The organism is Kitasatospora sp. NPDC087314 (assembly GCF_044744365.1).
Lineage (GTDB): Bacteria > Actinomycetota > Actinomycetes > Streptomycetales > Streptomycetaceae > Kitasatospora.
This window is the reverse complement of record NZ_JBIUYE010000015.1, coordinates 1-12,715: the sequence shown is the minus strand read 5'-3', so window position 1 is coordinate 12,715 and position 12,715 is coordinate 1. Positions and strand designations below refer to the sequence as shown.

12 protein-coding genes and 2 tRNA genes are annotated in these 12,715 nt (G+C 73.1%); 10 read left to right on the top strand and 4 right to left on the bottom strand.

Annotation, left to right across the window (positions count from 1 at the left end):
* The first annotated feature begins 114 nt into the window (after positions 1 to 114).
* Positions 115 to 1,470 (top strand): MFS transporter, encoded by a 1,356-nt coding sequence (locus ACIO5E_RS29565; RefSeq protein ID WP_400673604.1) that lies wholly within the window; start codon positions 115 to 117, stop codon positions 1,468 to 1,470.
* A gap of 20 nt (positions 1,471 to 1,490) precedes the next feature.
* On the opposite strand, the gene ACIO5E_RS29560 is transcribed toward ACIO5E_RS29565, so the two are convergent.
* Entirely contained in the window at positions 1,491 to 2,087 is a 597-nt protein-coding gene (locus ACIO5E_RS29560; protein WP_400673602.1) for a flavodoxin family protein, read from the bottom strand.
* 166 nt (positions 2,088 to 2,253) lie between these two features.
* Between ACIO5E_RS29560 and ACIO5E_RS29555 the strand changes: the two genes are divergently transcribed.
* The 5 genes from ACIO5E_RS29555 (at position 2,254) to ACIO5E_RS29535 (ending at position 6,155) form a co-directional block, all read left to right on the top strand.
* Positions 2,254 to 2,709, top strand: coding sequence for a winged helix-turn-helix transcriptional regulator (locus tag ACIO5E_RS29555; RefSeq protein WP_400673600.1), 456 nt, complete (start codon positions 2,254 to 2,256; stop codon positions 2,707 to 2,709).
* 150 nt (positions 2,710 to 2,859) lie between these two features.
* Positions 2,860 to 2,935: transfer RNA gene (locus ACIO5E_RS29550), tRNA-Thr, on the top strand.
* A gap of 173 nt (positions 2,936 to 3,108) precedes the next feature.
* Positions 3,109 to 3,777, top strand: a complete 669-nt coding sequence (locus ACIO5E_RS29545) for a LuxR C-terminal-related transcriptional regulator (protein WP_280678417.1) — start codon at positions 3,109 to 3,111, stop codon at positions 3,775 to 3,777.
* A gap of 178 nt (positions 3,778 to 3,955) precedes the next feature.
* Entirely contained in the window at positions 3,956 to 4,918 is a 963-nt protein-coding gene (gene galE, locus ACIO5E_RS29540) for a UDP-glucose 4-epimerase GalE (RefSeq protein WP_400673598.1), read from the top strand.
* A gap of 319 nt (positions 4,919 to 5,237) precedes the next feature.
* Entirely contained in the window at positions 5,238 to 6,155 is a 918-nt protein-coding gene (locus ACIO5E_RS29535; RefSeq protein WP_400673596.1) for a LuxR C-terminal-related transcriptional regulator, read from the top strand.
* Positions 6,156 to 6,241: 86 nt separating this feature from the next.
* On the opposite strand, the gene ACIO5E_RS29530 is transcribed toward ACIO5E_RS29535, so the two are convergent.
* Positions 6,242 to 6,739 carry a MarR family winged helix-turn-helix transcriptional regulator gene (locus ACIO5E_RS29530; protein ID WP_400673594.1) on the bottom strand — a complete coding sequence of 166 codons (498 nt, stop codon included), beginning with the start codon at positions 6,737 to 6,739 and terminating at the stop codon, positions 6,242 to 6,244.
* A gap of 111 nt (positions 6,740 to 6,850) precedes the next feature.
* Here ACIO5E_RS29530 and ACIO5E_RS29525 point away from each other — a divergent pair, with 111 nt between their 5' ends.
* A complete protein-coding gene (locus ACIO5E_RS29525) occupies positions 6,851 to 7,642 on the top strand; it encodes a methyltransferase domain-containing protein (RefSeq protein ID WP_400673592.1) in 792 nt (263 codons plus the stop codon).
* 71 nt (positions 7,643 to 7,713) lie between these two features.
* Here ACIO5E_RS29525 and ACIO5E_RS29520 read toward each other — a convergent pair whose 3' ends face one another.
* Together ACIO5E_RS29520 and ACIO5E_RS29515 are read right to left on the bottom strand one after the other, a co-directional pair.
* Positions 7,714 to 8,316, bottom strand: coding sequence for a TetR/AcrR family transcriptional regulator (locus ACIO5E_RS29520; protein WP_280678407.1), 603 nt, complete (start codon positions 8,314 to 8,316; stop codon positions 7,714 to 7,716).
* Between the two features lie 191 nt (positions 8,317 to 8,507).
* Positions 8,508 to 9,488, bottom strand: a complete 981-nt coding sequence (locus ACIO5E_RS29515; RefSeq protein WP_400673588.1) for an acyl-CoA desaturase — start codon at positions 9,486 to 9,488, stop codon at positions 8,508 to 8,510.
* Between the two features lie 247 nt (positions 9,489 to 9,735).
* On the opposite strand from ACIO5E_RS29515, the gene ACIO5E_RS29510 reads away from it, so the two are divergent.
* The 3 genes from ACIO5E_RS29510 (at position 9,736) to ACIO5E_RS29500 (ending at position 12,575) form a co-directional block, all read left to right on the top strand.
* Positions 9,736 to 9,806 (top strand) — tRNA-Gln (locus tag ACIO5E_RS29510).
* 142 nt (positions 9,807 to 9,948) lie between these two features.
* Positions 9,949 to 11,394, top strand: a complete 1,446-nt coding sequence (glmU, locus tag ACIO5E_RS29505; protein WP_400673586.1) for a bifunctional UDP-N-acetylglucosamine diphosphorylase/glucosamine-1-phosphate N-acetyltransferase GlmU — start codon at positions 9,949 to 9,951, stop codon at positions 11,392 to 11,394.
* A gap of 203 nt (positions 11,395 to 11,597) precedes the next feature.
* The gene (locus tag ACIO5E_RS29500; protein ID WP_400673583.1) at positions 11,598 to 12,575 is read left to right on the top strand and encodes a ribose-phosphate diphosphokinase; all 978 of its coding nucleotides are present in this window, start codon (positions 11,598 to 11,600) and stop codon (positions 12,573 to 12,575) included.
* The last annotated feature ends 140 nt before the right edge of the window (positions 12,576 to 12,715 follow it).

The following is a 12,715-nucleotide window of genomic DNA, read 5'->3' as shown; positions in this document are numbered from 1 at the left end:
TTGGGGTGGGCGTGCCCGATTGTCGCGCGGGGCGTGGGGGAGGCGCAGTGGGGCGGCGCGTGGGGTGGGGGTGTGCGCCAGGGTCACTCGGGTGGGGGCTGGTGGGAGGGGTGGGTGGGTGGCCAGGGTGGTGGTATGGATGCGGAGGAAGCCCGGCGGGTGGGGCAGTTGCGGCGTGCGGCGGCTGCGGCGCTGATCGGTACGGCGATCGAGTTCTACGACTTCTTTTTGTACGGAACGGCTGCGGCCTTGGTGTTCGGGTCGGTGTTCTTTCCTGAACTGGGCACGATGGGGGCGCTGTTGGCGGCGTTCTCGGTGTACGCGGTGGCGTTTCTGGCCCGGCCGCTGGGGGCGGTGGTGTTCGGGCACTTCGGGGATCGGGTGGGGCGGAAGGCGACGCTGGTGGTGTCGCTGTTGTTGATGGGCTTGTCGACGGCGGCGGTGGGGGTGTTGCCGGGGTTCGGCTCGTGGGGGTGGTGGGCGCCGGTGGCGTTGGTGGCGCTGCGGGTGTGCCAGGGCGTGGGGTTGGGCGGGGAGTGGGGTGGGGCGGCGCTGCTGATCGCGGAGAACGCGCCGGCCGGGCGGCGGGGGCGGTACGGGGCGTTCCTTCAGCTGGGGCCGACGATCGGGTTCGTGTTGGCGAACGGGGTGTTCCTGTCGCTCCAACTCGGGCTGGACGGACGGGCGTTCCGGGAGTGGGGCTGGCGGGTGCCGTTCCTGGTGTCGCTGGGGCTGGTGGCGGTGGGGTTGTTCGTACGGCTGCGGTTGGAGGAGACGCCGCTGTTCCGGCCGGACGAGCCGAGGGACCGGGCGCCGGTGGTGGAGGTGCTGCGCGGGCATTGGCGCACGGTGCTGTTGGGCTGCGGGGCGATCACCGTGGGGTACGCGCTGTTCTACCTGACCACGACCTATGCGTTGGCGTATGCCACGTCCGGGCTGGGGGTGGCGAGTTCGCTGGTGCTGTCGATGCTGCTGGTGGGCGCGGCGGGCATGGCCGCGACGGTGTGGATGAGCGCGTCGCGCAGTGACGGGTGGGGGCGGCGGCGGACGCTGTGCTGGGCGACGGGTCTGGCGGCGGGGTGGTCGCTGGTGCTGTTCCCGCTGCTGGAGACGGTGCGCCGGCCGTTGATGTTCCTGGCGCTGGCGGGTGCGCTGGTGGTGCTCGGGTGCCTGATGGGGCCGGTGGCGGCGTTCCTGCCGGAGCTGTTCCCGACCCGGGTGCGGTACACGGGCGCCGCGCTGACGTACAACCTGGGCGGCGTGGTGGGCGGTGCGACGACGCCGCTGGCGGCGACGAGGCTGACCGCGGCGTACGGGACGGCGCAGCCGGTCGGCTGGTACCTGGCGGGGTTGGGCGCGGTGGCGCTGGGGTGTCTGTGGCTGCTGCCGGAGACCGGTGGCGCGGAGCTGGGGGCGGTGGACGGCGGACGCCGCCGGGTGCCCCTCCTGGGGACGGACCCGGCGGCGTAGGTGCCGACCGTGCGGGGTGGTCAGCCGGCGAGGGCGGCGCGGCCGGCCAGCACGACGGCGGTGTGCTTGGCGACCCGCTCGCCGAGGTGCTCGGCGGTCGCGATGTCGGCCTTGTGCACGGCCTCGGGGCCGGCGTCGGACGGGCTGGAGGCGGCGGCGCCGTTGAAGAAGCCGAGGCGGTTGAGGTCGTTCTCGGTGGCGGTGGTGGAGTTCCAGCCGGGCTTGAGGCCGAGGTTGACCCAGCTCATGGCGTGCTGGGCGGCGAGGGTCTGGAAGAAGGCGAGGGTGCCGGCCTTGTCACCGCTCTTGGAGGCGGAGTTGGTGAAACCGGCGGCGACCTTGTCCTGCCAGGCGTCCGAGAACCAGCGCTTGCTGGTGGCCTCCGCGAAGACGTGGAAGGCGCCGGAGGCGGTGCCCATGTAGGTGGGGGAGCCGAAGACGATCGCGTCCGCGGCGTCGAGCTGGGCCCACTGCTCGTCGGTGATGGTGTCGACGGCGATCGAGACGACCTCGGCGCCGGCGGCGGCCGCGCCGCGGGCGACGGCTTCGGCTATGACGGCGGTGTGGCCGTAGCCGGAGTGGTAGGCGAGGGCGACGGTCGGGCGGATGGCGGTCATGCGGGGCACTCCTGTACGGGGACGGGGGAGGGGCGGGAACGGGAACGGGTGAGGGCAGGGGCAGAGGCACCGTGCCGGACCCGTCGGCCGATCGGTCTCCAATATAGACCAGGTCTCCATTGGTTACCAGGAGTGGATTGGAGACCGCGGGGCTACCCTGGACGGCATGACGACGGAGGAAGTGGCCCAGGTGCAGGTCTGCGCCGGGTGGCACGGGCAGGAGTGGGGGAGTGGGCAGGGGGAGGGCGAGGAGCAGGAGCTAGACGTCTTCGCCCAGCTCTGTCCCAGCCGCGCGATGTTCGCCGAGCTGGCCGACAAGTGGTCGATGCTGATCCTGATGAGCCTCGCCGCGTGCGGGCCGCAGCGGTTCTCCGAGCTGCAGCGTGGGATCGGCGGGGTCAGCCGCAAGATGCTCACCCAGTCGCTGCGGACCCTGGAGCGCAGCGGTCTGGTGCGTCGCACGGTGTTCCCGGAGACGCCGCCGCGCGTGGTCTACGACCTGCTGCCGCTCGGCCGGGAGCTGGCCGTGCTGCTGGCGCCGCTCGGCCGGTGGACGGAGCAGCGCACCGGGCAGATGCTGGCCGCCCGCGAGGAGTTCGACCAGGCGCACGCCGAGGGTTGAGCCGCAGTACACCGAGGGCTGGCCCGCCGCGCGCCGGCGACCGGCCCGGTGCGCTCCGGCATGCGCCGAGACCGTGGATCCGATTTCCCTTCCGGGCCGCGAGCCGTGTAATGTCTTCCTTGTTCGACCGGCCCGGTGAAAGCCCGGCTAGCCCCTATAGCTCAGTCGGTAGAGCGTCTCCATGGTAAGGAGAAGGTCTGCGGTTCGATTCCGCATGGGGGCTCCATACGGAAGGCCCTCGCTTCACGGCGAGGGCCTTTTGCTGTTCCCCGATCAGCTCGCCGCCCGACAGTGCGCGGTGGCCTAGCGGGTCGGGTGCGGAATGCGCTGTGATGGTGCGTCATCGGCCGCCCGCCCATGGGGTGCGGGCGCGAGCCGGACCTCGACCGGGAGGGCGTCATGGGCGTTCGACTCGTGGTGGTCGACGACCACCGGCTGCTGGCCGAGGCGCTGGCCACGGCGCTTCAGCTGCGCGGCCACCGGGTGCTCGCGGTCGGCTGCCCGGCCGGGGTCGCGGCCGATCTGGTGGTCGGACGGCGGCCGGAGGTGTGCCTGCTGGGGGTGGCCGCGCCGAGCGAGCCGGGGGCCTTCGACGGGCTGCGCCGGATTCGCCGGGAGCGCCCCGAGGTGGCCGTGATCGTGCTCGGCCCGGTGGGTGAACTGCGCGGCGTGGCAGGCGCGTTCGCGGCCGGGGCGGCCGGGTACGTGCCCAGTGACGAGCGGATCGGGGTGGTCGAGCGGGCGATCGGGCGGGCTCGGGCGGGCGAGGCGGCGGTGGCCGTGGACGTGTTGCGCGGGGCCTTCGACCAGCTGCTGCGGCCGGTCGCCGAGCCGGACGACGAAGCGGTGCGGCTGCTGCGGCTGCTGACCCGCCGTGAGGTGCAGGTGCTGGCCCGGATCGCGGACGGCGAGGACACCGCGGCGATCGCCGCCGGGATGCGGATCGCCGCGAGCACCGCCCGGACGCACGTCCAGCGAGTGCTGATGAAGCTCGGCGCGCGGACCCGGCTGGAGGCCGCCGCGGTGGCCGCCCGGACCGGGCTGCTGGAGCGGATGGCCGGCGGCTGAGCCGGGGCGGCCGCACGGGGCGACAGCGGTGGCCGCACGGGTCGTCGACGGGTGGCCGCACGGTCCGTTCGGGTGGTCCTGAGCACCCCCGGCGGGCAGGGAGAATATCCCCAGTCGTACGCACGTCGTCGATGGCCGCCGCTGATCCGGCGGACCATCGCCCGCTGGAGGTCTCATCATGAGTAAGTACCTGGTCACGGGTGGCGCCGGCTACGTCGGCAGCGTGGTGGCCGCCCACCTGCTGGAGGCGGGGCACCAGGTGACCGTCCTGGACGATCTCTCCACCGGTTTCCGTGCGGGTGTCCCGGCCGGTGCCGAGTTCGTCGAGGGCCGGATCCAGGAGGCCGGCCGGGTGCTGGACGCCTCCTTCGACGGGGTGCTGCACTTCGCGGCCTCCTCGCAGGTCGGCGAGTCGGTCGTGGACCCGGAGAAGTACTGGCGCAACAACGTGGCCGGTTCGCTGGAGCTGGTCTCCGCGATGCGCGCGGCGGGCGTGCGCAAGCTGGTGTTCTCCTCCACCGCCGCCGTCTACGGCGAGCCGGAGGTCGTGCCGATCGCCGAGACCGCCCGCACCTCGCCGACCAACACCTACGGTGCCACCAAGCTCGCCGTGGACCACCTGATCACCAGCGAGGCCGTCGCACACGGCCTGGCCGCCGTCTCGCTGCGCTACTTCAACGTGGCCGGCGCGTACGGCGCCTACGGGGAGCGCCACGACCCCGAGTCGCACCTGATCCCGCTGGTCTTCCAGGCCGCGCTGGGCCAGCGTCCGCACATCGCGGTGTACGGCGAGGACTACCCGACCCCGGACGGCACCTGCATCCGCGACTACATCCACGTCGCGGACCTGGCCGACGCCCACCTGCTGGCGTTGGACGCGGCCAAGCCGGGCGAGCACCTGATCTGCAACCTGGGCAACGGCAGCGGCTTCTCGGTGCGCGAGGTGATCGAGTCGGTCCGGCGCGTCACCGGCCGGGAGATCCCGGTGCAGGTGGCCGGCCGCCGGGCCGGCGACCCGGCCGTGCTGGTGGCCTCGGCCGCCCGCGCCCACGAGGCGCTGGGCTGGACGCCGCGCCGCCCGAACCTGGACGACATCGTCGCCGACGCCTGGAAGTTCACCCTGGAGAAGAACGCCCAGTAGGCCGCAGGACCGCCGCAGGCGCCGCTCCCGGACGGTTCGGGGGCGGCGCCTGCGGCGTTGTCCGGGCCGTCGGCGTTGTCCGGGGCGCCGGCCGGCGACGCACATCCCGCCACTCACGCACCTCCTGACGAAACTTCACCAAACCGCCACGAGAGGGTTTTCCGGCCCGTACGCTGAGTGCGGTACCGGTGGGGGTCGGCGCTCTTCTTCGGCCGCACCGGCCACCGGTGGGCGGGCGGAGCGGCGGGCCAGGAGCGCGGGTGCCGGGGCCGGTCCCCGACCCCGGGCTCGGGCCGCTCTGAGCAGGGGGGTAGTGACGATGGGGCGGATCCGCGTCCTGGTGGTCGACGACCACCGGATCTTCGCCGAGGCACTGGCCGCGGCACTCGCCGCCGAGCCCGACGTGGAGGTGGGCGCGGCCGGCAGCGCGGCCGCCGCCGAGCGGGCGCTGGAGCGCGCCGCCGTCGAGGGACGGGCCTTCGACGTGGTCCTGATCGACGCCGATCTCGGCGCCGAGGGAGCGGGGGCGACCGGCGCCCGTACCCGGCCGGGCCAGGACCCGGCCGACGCGGCCCGGCGGCGCCTGGCCCCGCCCGTGCCGCCACCCCGCCACCCGGCCACCCCGCCGGTGGCGCCGTCCGGCGGCCGCCCGGTGGACCTGCTCCGCCCGGACCCGTACCGGGCCGACCCGCTCAGAGCCGCGCCCCCGACGTCCGACGGCATCACCCTGCTCGCCCGGCTCCGCCGCGCCCACCCGGGGCTGCGGGCCGTCGTACTGGCCGCCGTCGACGACCCGCACCGCGCGGCCCGGGCCCTGCACGCGGGCGCCACCGGCTGGGTGGCCAAGGAGAGTTCGCTGGCCCGGCTGCTCGCCGTGGTCCGGGGCGTGCTGCGGGACGAGACGCACCTGCCGCCCGCGCTGCTGACCGGCGTCATCCGCGAGCTGACCACCGCCCGCCGGGACCGCACCGAGAGCGAGCGGCTGGTCGACACCCTCACCCCGCGGGAAAAGCAGATCCTGCGCTGCATGGTCGCGGGCCTGGGCCGGCAGGCCGTCGCGGAGCGGCTCTACCTGTCGCCGCACACCGTCCGGACGCACATGCAGAACGTGCTCGGCAAGCTCGGGGTGCACTCCACGCTGGCGGCCGTCGCGGTGGCCCGCCGGGCCGGGGTCGGCCCCGCCGAGTCGGTCGTGCCCGCGCCGCCGTCCATCGCGACCTCGGTGGACCGGCCGTAGGGGCCGGTTCGGCCGGGACGTTCAACCCGGTTGTTCGGGCCCGTCGTTCAACCCGGCCGTTCAGCCCGGCCGTTCAAGCCGCCCGTTCAGCCCGGGATGTTGTCGAACGGGGCGACCAGCTGCCGCAGCAGCGCGGCGAGTTCACCCTGCTGACCGGCGGTGAGCTGGGCGAGCAGTTCGCGCTCGTGCGCGAGCAGTCCGGCGAGCGCCTGGTCGGCGCGGTCGCGGCCGTCGTCGGTGAGCCGGACGAGCACGCCGCGCCGGTCGTCCGGGTCGGGCAGACGCTTGACCAGGCCCTTGCCGGTGAGGCGGTCGATGCGGTTGGTCATGGTGCCGGAGGTGACCAGGGTCTGGGTGAGCAGCTGGCCGGGGGAGAGTTGGTACGGGGAGCCGGCCCGTCGCAGGGCGGTCAGGACGTCGAACTCCCAGGGCTCCAGCCCGTGCTCGGCGAAGGCGGTGCGGCGGGCGCGGTCGAGGTGCCGGGCGAGCCGGCTGACCCGGCTGAGGACCTCCAGCGGCCCCACGTCGAGGTCGGGGCGCTCCCGGCGCCACGCTGCGACCAGCCTGTCGACCTCGTCCTCCATGACGATCAGTGTATCGGTGGATGTGTCGATGTGAAGTCTCTTGACGTCGAGAAATGTGCCAGCAAGGCTACATCGAGATATCTTGATGTCGAGATACCTGTGAGGTGAACCATGCCCACCCCCGTCTGGGACCCGGCGCAGTACCTGCGCTTCGCCGACGAACGCACCCGCCCGCTGCGCGACCTGCTCGCCCGCGTCCCCGCCCTTCCGCACCCGAGCGATCCCGTGATCCTCGACATCGGCTGCGGCCCCGGCAACTCCACCGCCGTGCTGCGCGAACGCTGGCCGCACGCCCGCCTCACCGGCGTCGACAACTCCGCCCCGATGCTGGCCACCGCCCGCACCGAGGGCGAGCCCACCGCCGACTACCTGCTCGCCGACGCCCGCGACTACGACCCGGCCCCGGCCGAACCCGACCTGATCGTCTCCAACGCCACCCTGCAGTGGATCGGCGGCCATCTCGACCTCGTCCCGCGCTGGGCCGCCGCCCTTCGGCCCGGGGGAACCGTCGCCTTCCAGGTCCCCGGCAACTTCGACGCCCCCAGCCACACCCTGCTCGCGGAACTGCGCCGCAGCCCCCGCTGGCGCGACCTCCTCGGCGACGACGCCGTCCGGGCCGGAGTCCACCCGCCCGAGCGCTACCTCGACGCCCTCGTCGCCGCCGGTTGCACCCCCGACGTCTGGGAGACCACCTACCGCACCCTGCTCCCCGGCCCGGACCCGGTCCTCGACTGGGTCAAGGGCACCGCGCTGCGCCCCGTCCTCACCCGGCTCACCGACCCCGACCGCCGGGCCGCCTTCCTCGCCGAGTACGGAGCGCTCCTGCGCGAGGCCTACCCGGCCGGACCGCACGGCACCGTGTTCCCGTTCCGGCGGATCTTCGCCGTCGGGACCAGGGAGTAAGACCGCCCACCATGTGCCGGTCGGTCTCAGACCGACCGGCACATGGTGGGCGGTCGGGACCCGAAAGCCGGTCAGCCCTTCCGGTCGCCGACCAGCTTCGGGTGCCGCTCCAGTCCCTCCAGCCCGTGCCAGGCCAGGTTCACCAGGTGCGCCGCGACCTGCGCCTTGTCCGGCTTGCGGACCTCCAGCCACCACTGCCCGGTCAGCGCCACCATGCCGACCAGCATCTGCGAGTACATCGGGGCCAGCCGGGCGTCGAAGCCCCGGGACTTGAACTCCAGGCCGAGGATGTCCTCCACCTGCGTCGCGATGTCGCTGATCAGCGAGGCGAAGGTGCCGGTCGACTGGGCCACCGGGGAGTCCCGGACCAGGATCCGGAAGCCGTCCGTCGAAGTGTCGATGTAGTCCATCAGCGCGAACGCGGCCTGCTCCAGCAGTTCCCGCGAGTGCCCGCCGGTCAGCGCCCCCGTCACCATGTCCAGCAGCAGCTGCATCTCGCGGTCCACCACCACCGCGTACAGCCCCTCCTTGCCGCCGAAGTGCTCGTACACCACCGGCTTCGAGACCCCGGCCCGTTCGGCGATCTCCTCGACCGAGGTGCCGTCGTAGCCGCGCTCCGCGAACACCGTCCGGCCGATCTCCAGCAGCTGTTCCCGCCGCTGCTTGCCGGTCATCCGGACCCGGCCGCCCCGGCGGCGCGTCGCCGGAGCAGTCGCACCCCCCGAGGCGCCCCCGCCCGCCGGTGCAGCGGTTCGCGGACGGGCCGGCGCCGCGTCGGGTGCCGCGTCCGTCCGCGTGCTCTGGTGGCCGCCTGTGCTGTCTGCGCTGCTCCCGTTCACCCCTACATCATGCTGGAAGCGACGCCTCATGCGGCGCGGCGGGCGGCGATCCGTTGTGCGTCCGGCCACCGGACGTCCCGGACCCAGCCGGCCAGCTCGAACCAGCGGATCAGCCGGGCCGAGGAGTCGATCTGTCCGCGCAGCACCCCGTGTCGGGCCGAGGTCGGGTCCGCGTGGTGCAGGTTGTGCCAGGACTCGCCGCAGGAGAGCACCGCCAGCCACCAGACGTTGCCCGAGCGGTCCCGGGAGCGGAACGGGCGCCGGCCGACGGCGTGGCAGATCGAGTTGATCGACCAGGTGACGTGGTGCAGCAGCGCCACCCGGACCAGCGATCCCCAGAAGAAGGCGGACAGCGCACCCGACCAGGACAGCGTGACCAGTCCGCCGACCAGTGGGGGCAGCAGCAGCGAGATCATGGTCCAGAGCCAGAACAGCCGGGAGATCCGCCTTATGGCCGGGTCGCGGACGAGGTCCGGCGCGTACGCGAGCTGCGGGGTCTGCTCCTCGTCGAACATCCAGCCCATGTGCGCCCACCACAGGCCCTTGAGCAGCGCCGGGAGGCTCTCCCCGTAGCGCCACGGCGAGTGCGGGTCGCCGTCCTTGTCGCTGAACCGGTGGTGCTTGCGGTGGTCGGCCACCCAGCGCACCAGCGGGCCCTCGACCGCCAGGCTGCCGGCGACCGCGAGGGCGAGCCGCATCGGGCGGTTGGCCTTGAAGGCGCCGTGGGTGAAGTAGCGGTGGTAACCGACGGTGATGCCGTGGCAGGTGAGGAAGTACATCGCGGCGGTGATCGCCGCGTCCGTCCACCCCAGCCCCCACCCCCAGGCCACCGGCACGGCGGCCAGCAATGCGGCGAACGGCAGGACGATGAACAGCCCGAGCGCGAGCCGCTCGGCGACGCCCTGCCGCTCCCCGCCGCAGGTGGCGGACAGCTGGGTGGCGGAGTCGGGGGAATCGGTGGGAAGCGCGGCGGTCCCCGCGCTCGGCTCGCCGTCCTGGATGGTCATGGGCGTCCCTTTGCGGCGTCCCTGTGCGGGAGAGGAGCGGAGGCTACGTTGGCGTAACCTACGGCATCGTAGGTTGCGCTCCGTGGCGAAGGGAACACACTGCCGCGCGGCGCTTGAGTGAATTCACCCGACTGGATGGATGAACCCCGGGCCCGGTCCGTTCGAGAATCTCCGGCGGATCGGGGCCTGCGGATCGGGGCAGTTGATACCCACGGCAGCGTCGACTCGGGTAGGGTCTGAGCAACTATCCGCCGTGGTGTAATGGCAGCACAGGGCCCTTTGGAGGCCTTTGTCTGGGTTCGAATCCTAGCGGCGGAGCCTCTGCACGCCTCTGGTTCGGGCGTACCACCGATCCGCCGGTATTGTCGGTGCTGCTCGGCGGACTGTGCGAATGGCGACCGGCCTCGGTCCGGTCCGGGCCCGTTCCGCCCCCTCTGAACCGACCGAGGAGCCTCCCCGCATGGGTGCCAATTCGCTTGCCGCCGTTGTCGTGCTCGCCGCCGGTGGCGGGACCCGGATGAAGTCGAACAAGCTGCCCAAGGTGCTGCACGAGGTGTGCGGCCGGTCGCTGGTGGGTCATTCGGTGTCGGCGGCGGGGGAACTGACGCCGGAGCAGCTCGTCGTGGTGGTCGGCCACCAGCGCGAGCAGGTCCAGGAGCACCTGGCGGCGCACTACCCGGCGGCCCGCCCGGTGGTGCAGGAGGAGCAGAAGGGCACCGGACACGCGGTGCGCACCGCGCTGGAGGCGCTGGCCGCGGACGGCGTGGTGCTGGACGGCACGGTGATCGTCACCGCCGGGGACTCCCCGCTGCTGACCGGGGACACGCTGCGCCGCCTGGCGAAGGCGCACGCCGACCAGGACAACGGGGTCACCGTGCTGACCGCCGTCGTCCCCGAGCCCTTCGGCTACGGCCGGATCCTGCGGGACGAGGACGGTACGGTCGCCGCGATCGTCGAGGAGCGGGACGCCACCGCCGTCCAGCGCTCGATCGCCGAGATCAACTCGGGCGTCTTCGCCTTCGACGCCAAGCTGCTGGCCGAGGCGCTGGCCGAGCTCACCACGGACAACTCGCAGGGCGAGGAGTACCTGACCGACACCCTGGAGATCCTGCGCACGGCCGGGCACCGGGTCGGCGCCGTGGTCGCGGAGGACCACCGGGACATCCTCGGCATCAACGACCGGGTGCAGCTGGCGCAGGCCCGCCGGCTGCTGAACGACCGCCTGCTGGAGCGGGCGATGCGGGCCGGCGTCACCGTGGTGGACCCGGGGACCACCTGGATCGACGTGCAGGTGACGTACGAGCCGGACGCCGTCGTGCTGCCGAACACCCAGCTGCAGGGCGCCACCCACCTGGGCGAGGGCTGCGAGGTCGGCCCGAACTCGACCCTCACCGACACCCTGATCGGCGCCGGCGCCCGTGTGAGCAACACCACGGCGGACCGGGCCGAGGTGGGCGAGCTGGCCACCGCCGGCCCGTACGCCTACCTGCGGCCGGGGGCGAAGCTGGCCCGCAAGGCGAAGGTCGGCACCTACGTCGAGGTGAAGAACTCCGAGCTGGGCGAGGGCGCCAAGGTGCCGCACCTCTCCTACATCGGGGACGCCACGATCGGCGAGGGCACCAACGTCGGCGCGGCCTCGGTCACCGTGAACTACGACGGCGTCAACAAGCACCGCACGGTGATCGGTGCGCACTGCCGCACCGGCTCCGACAACATGTTCATCGCCCCGGTGACGATCGGCGACGGCGCCTACACCGCGGCCGGTTCGGTGATCACCAGCGACGTCCCGGCGGGCGCGCTCGGGGTGAGCCGGGCGCACCAGCGCAACATCGACGGCTGGGTGCAGCGCAAGCGCCCGGGGACCACCTCGGCGCAGGCCGCGACGGACGGGGCCGCGGACGCCTGACGGGGCGGGCCGGCGTCCGAGGGACGGTCCCGGGGCGGACGGTTTCCGCGTGGGCGCGTAACCTTGGGGACATACGTGCGCCACTGGGCTTACGGCCCGTGTCCAGGCGTACCGACAATTCCCCCGACCCCCCGTGCGAGCCGGCTGCGCCTGCCTGCGCGGGGTGACGGGGTTCAGCGTCAGCAACGCGAGGAGACGGTGCAGTGAGCGGGATCACGACGTCGGGTGAGAAGAAACTCAAGCTCTTCTCCGGCCGTGCCCACCCGGAACTGGCGAGGGAGGTGGCCGAGGCCCTCGGGACCGAGCTGGTCCCGACCAAGGCCCTGGACTTCGCCAACGGTGAGATCTACGTCCGCTTCCTGGACTCGGCCCGCGGTGCGGACTGCTTCGTGATGCAGAGCCACACGGCTCCCATCAACCAGTGGATCATGGAACAGCTGATCATGATCGATGCGCTGAAGCGGGCCTCCGCCAAGAGCATCACCGCGATCCTGCCGTTCTACGGGTACGCCCGACAGGACAAGAAGCACCTCGGCCGCGAGCCGATCTCGGCGCGTCTGGTCGCCGACCTGCTGCGCCAGGCGGGTGCCGACCGGCTGATGGCCGTGGACCTGCACACCGCGCAGATCCAGGGCTTCTTCGACGGCCCGGTGGACCACCTGTTCGCGCTGCCGATGCTGGCGGACTACGTGGGCGAGAAGGTGGACCGCTCCAAGCTGACCATCGTGTCCCCGGACGCGGGCCGGGTGAAGGTGGCCGACCAGTGGTGCGACCGGCTGGACGCGCCGCTGGCGATCATCCACAAGCGCCGCGACATGACCCAGGCCAACACCATCCTGTCGGCCGAGGTCGTCGGTGACGTCAAGGACCGGGTCTGCGTCCTGGTCGACGACATGATCGACACCGCCGGCACGATCTGCGCCGCGGCCGACGCGCTGTTCGACAACGGTGCGGCGGACGTCCTGGTGGCGGCCACCCACGGCGTGCTCTCCGGCCCGGCCGCGGACCGGCTGAAGAACTCGCGGGTGAGCGAGTTCGTGTTCACCAACACGCTGCCGACCCCGGCGCAGCTCCAGCTGGACAAGATCACCACGCTGTCCATCGCCCCCTCGATCGCGGCCGCGATCCGCGAGGTGTTCGAGGAGGGTTCGGTCACGAGCCTCTTCGAGGGCGTGCACTGACGAAGCCCCACGGCGGGGGGGGGGGGGGGGGGGGGGGGGGGGGGGGCGCCCCCGGGGGGCGGGGGGGGGGCGGGGGGGGGGGGGGGGGGGGGGGCGGGGGGGGGGGGGCGGGGGGGCGGGCGGGGGGGGGGGGCCGGCGG

Excerpts from the sequence above, each read along its gene's own strand:
- ACIO5E_RS29560 (WP_400673602.1), bottom strand. The coding sequence starts at position 2,087 with ATGACCGCCATCCGCCCGACCGTCGCCCTCGCCTACCACTCCGGCTAC.
- ACIO5E_RS29555 (WP_400673600.1), top strand. The coding sequence starts at position 2,254 with ATGACGACGGAGGAAGTGGCCCAGGTGCAGGTCTGCGCCGGGTGGCAC.
- ACIO5E_RS29545 (WP_280678417.1), top strand. The coding sequence starts at position 3,109 with ATGGGCGTTCGACTCGTGGTGGTCGACGACCACCGGCTGCTGGCCGAG.
- galE (WP_400673598.1), top strand. The coding sequence starts at position 3,956 with ATGAGTAAGTACCTGGTCACGGGTGGCGCCGGCTACGTCGGCAGCGTG.
- ACIO5E_RS29535 (WP_400673596.1), top strand. The coding sequence starts at position 5,238 with ATGGGGCGGATCCGCGTCCTGGTGGTCGACGACCACCGGATCTTCGCC.
- ACIO5E_RS29530 (WP_400673594.1), bottom strand. The coding sequence starts at position 6,739 with ATGGAGGACGAGGTCGACAGGCTGGTCGCAGCGTGGCGCCGGGAGCGC.
- ACIO5E_RS29525 (WP_400673592.1), top strand. The coding sequence starts at position 6,851 with ATGCCCACCCCCGTCTGGGACCCGGCGCAGTACCTGCGCTTCGCCGAC.
- ACIO5E_RS29520 (WP_280678407.1), bottom strand. The coding sequence starts at position 8,316 with ATGACCGGCAAGCAGCGGCGGGAACAGCTGCTGGAGATCGGCCGGACG.
- ACIO5E_RS29515 (WP_400673588.1), bottom strand. The coding sequence starts at position 9,488 with ATGACCATCCAGGACGGCGAGCCGAGCGCGGGGACCGCCGCGCTTCCC.
- glmU (WP_400673586.1), top strand. The coding sequence starts at position 9,949 with ATGGGTGCCAATTCGCTTGCCGCCGTTGTCGTGCTCGCCGCCGGTGGC.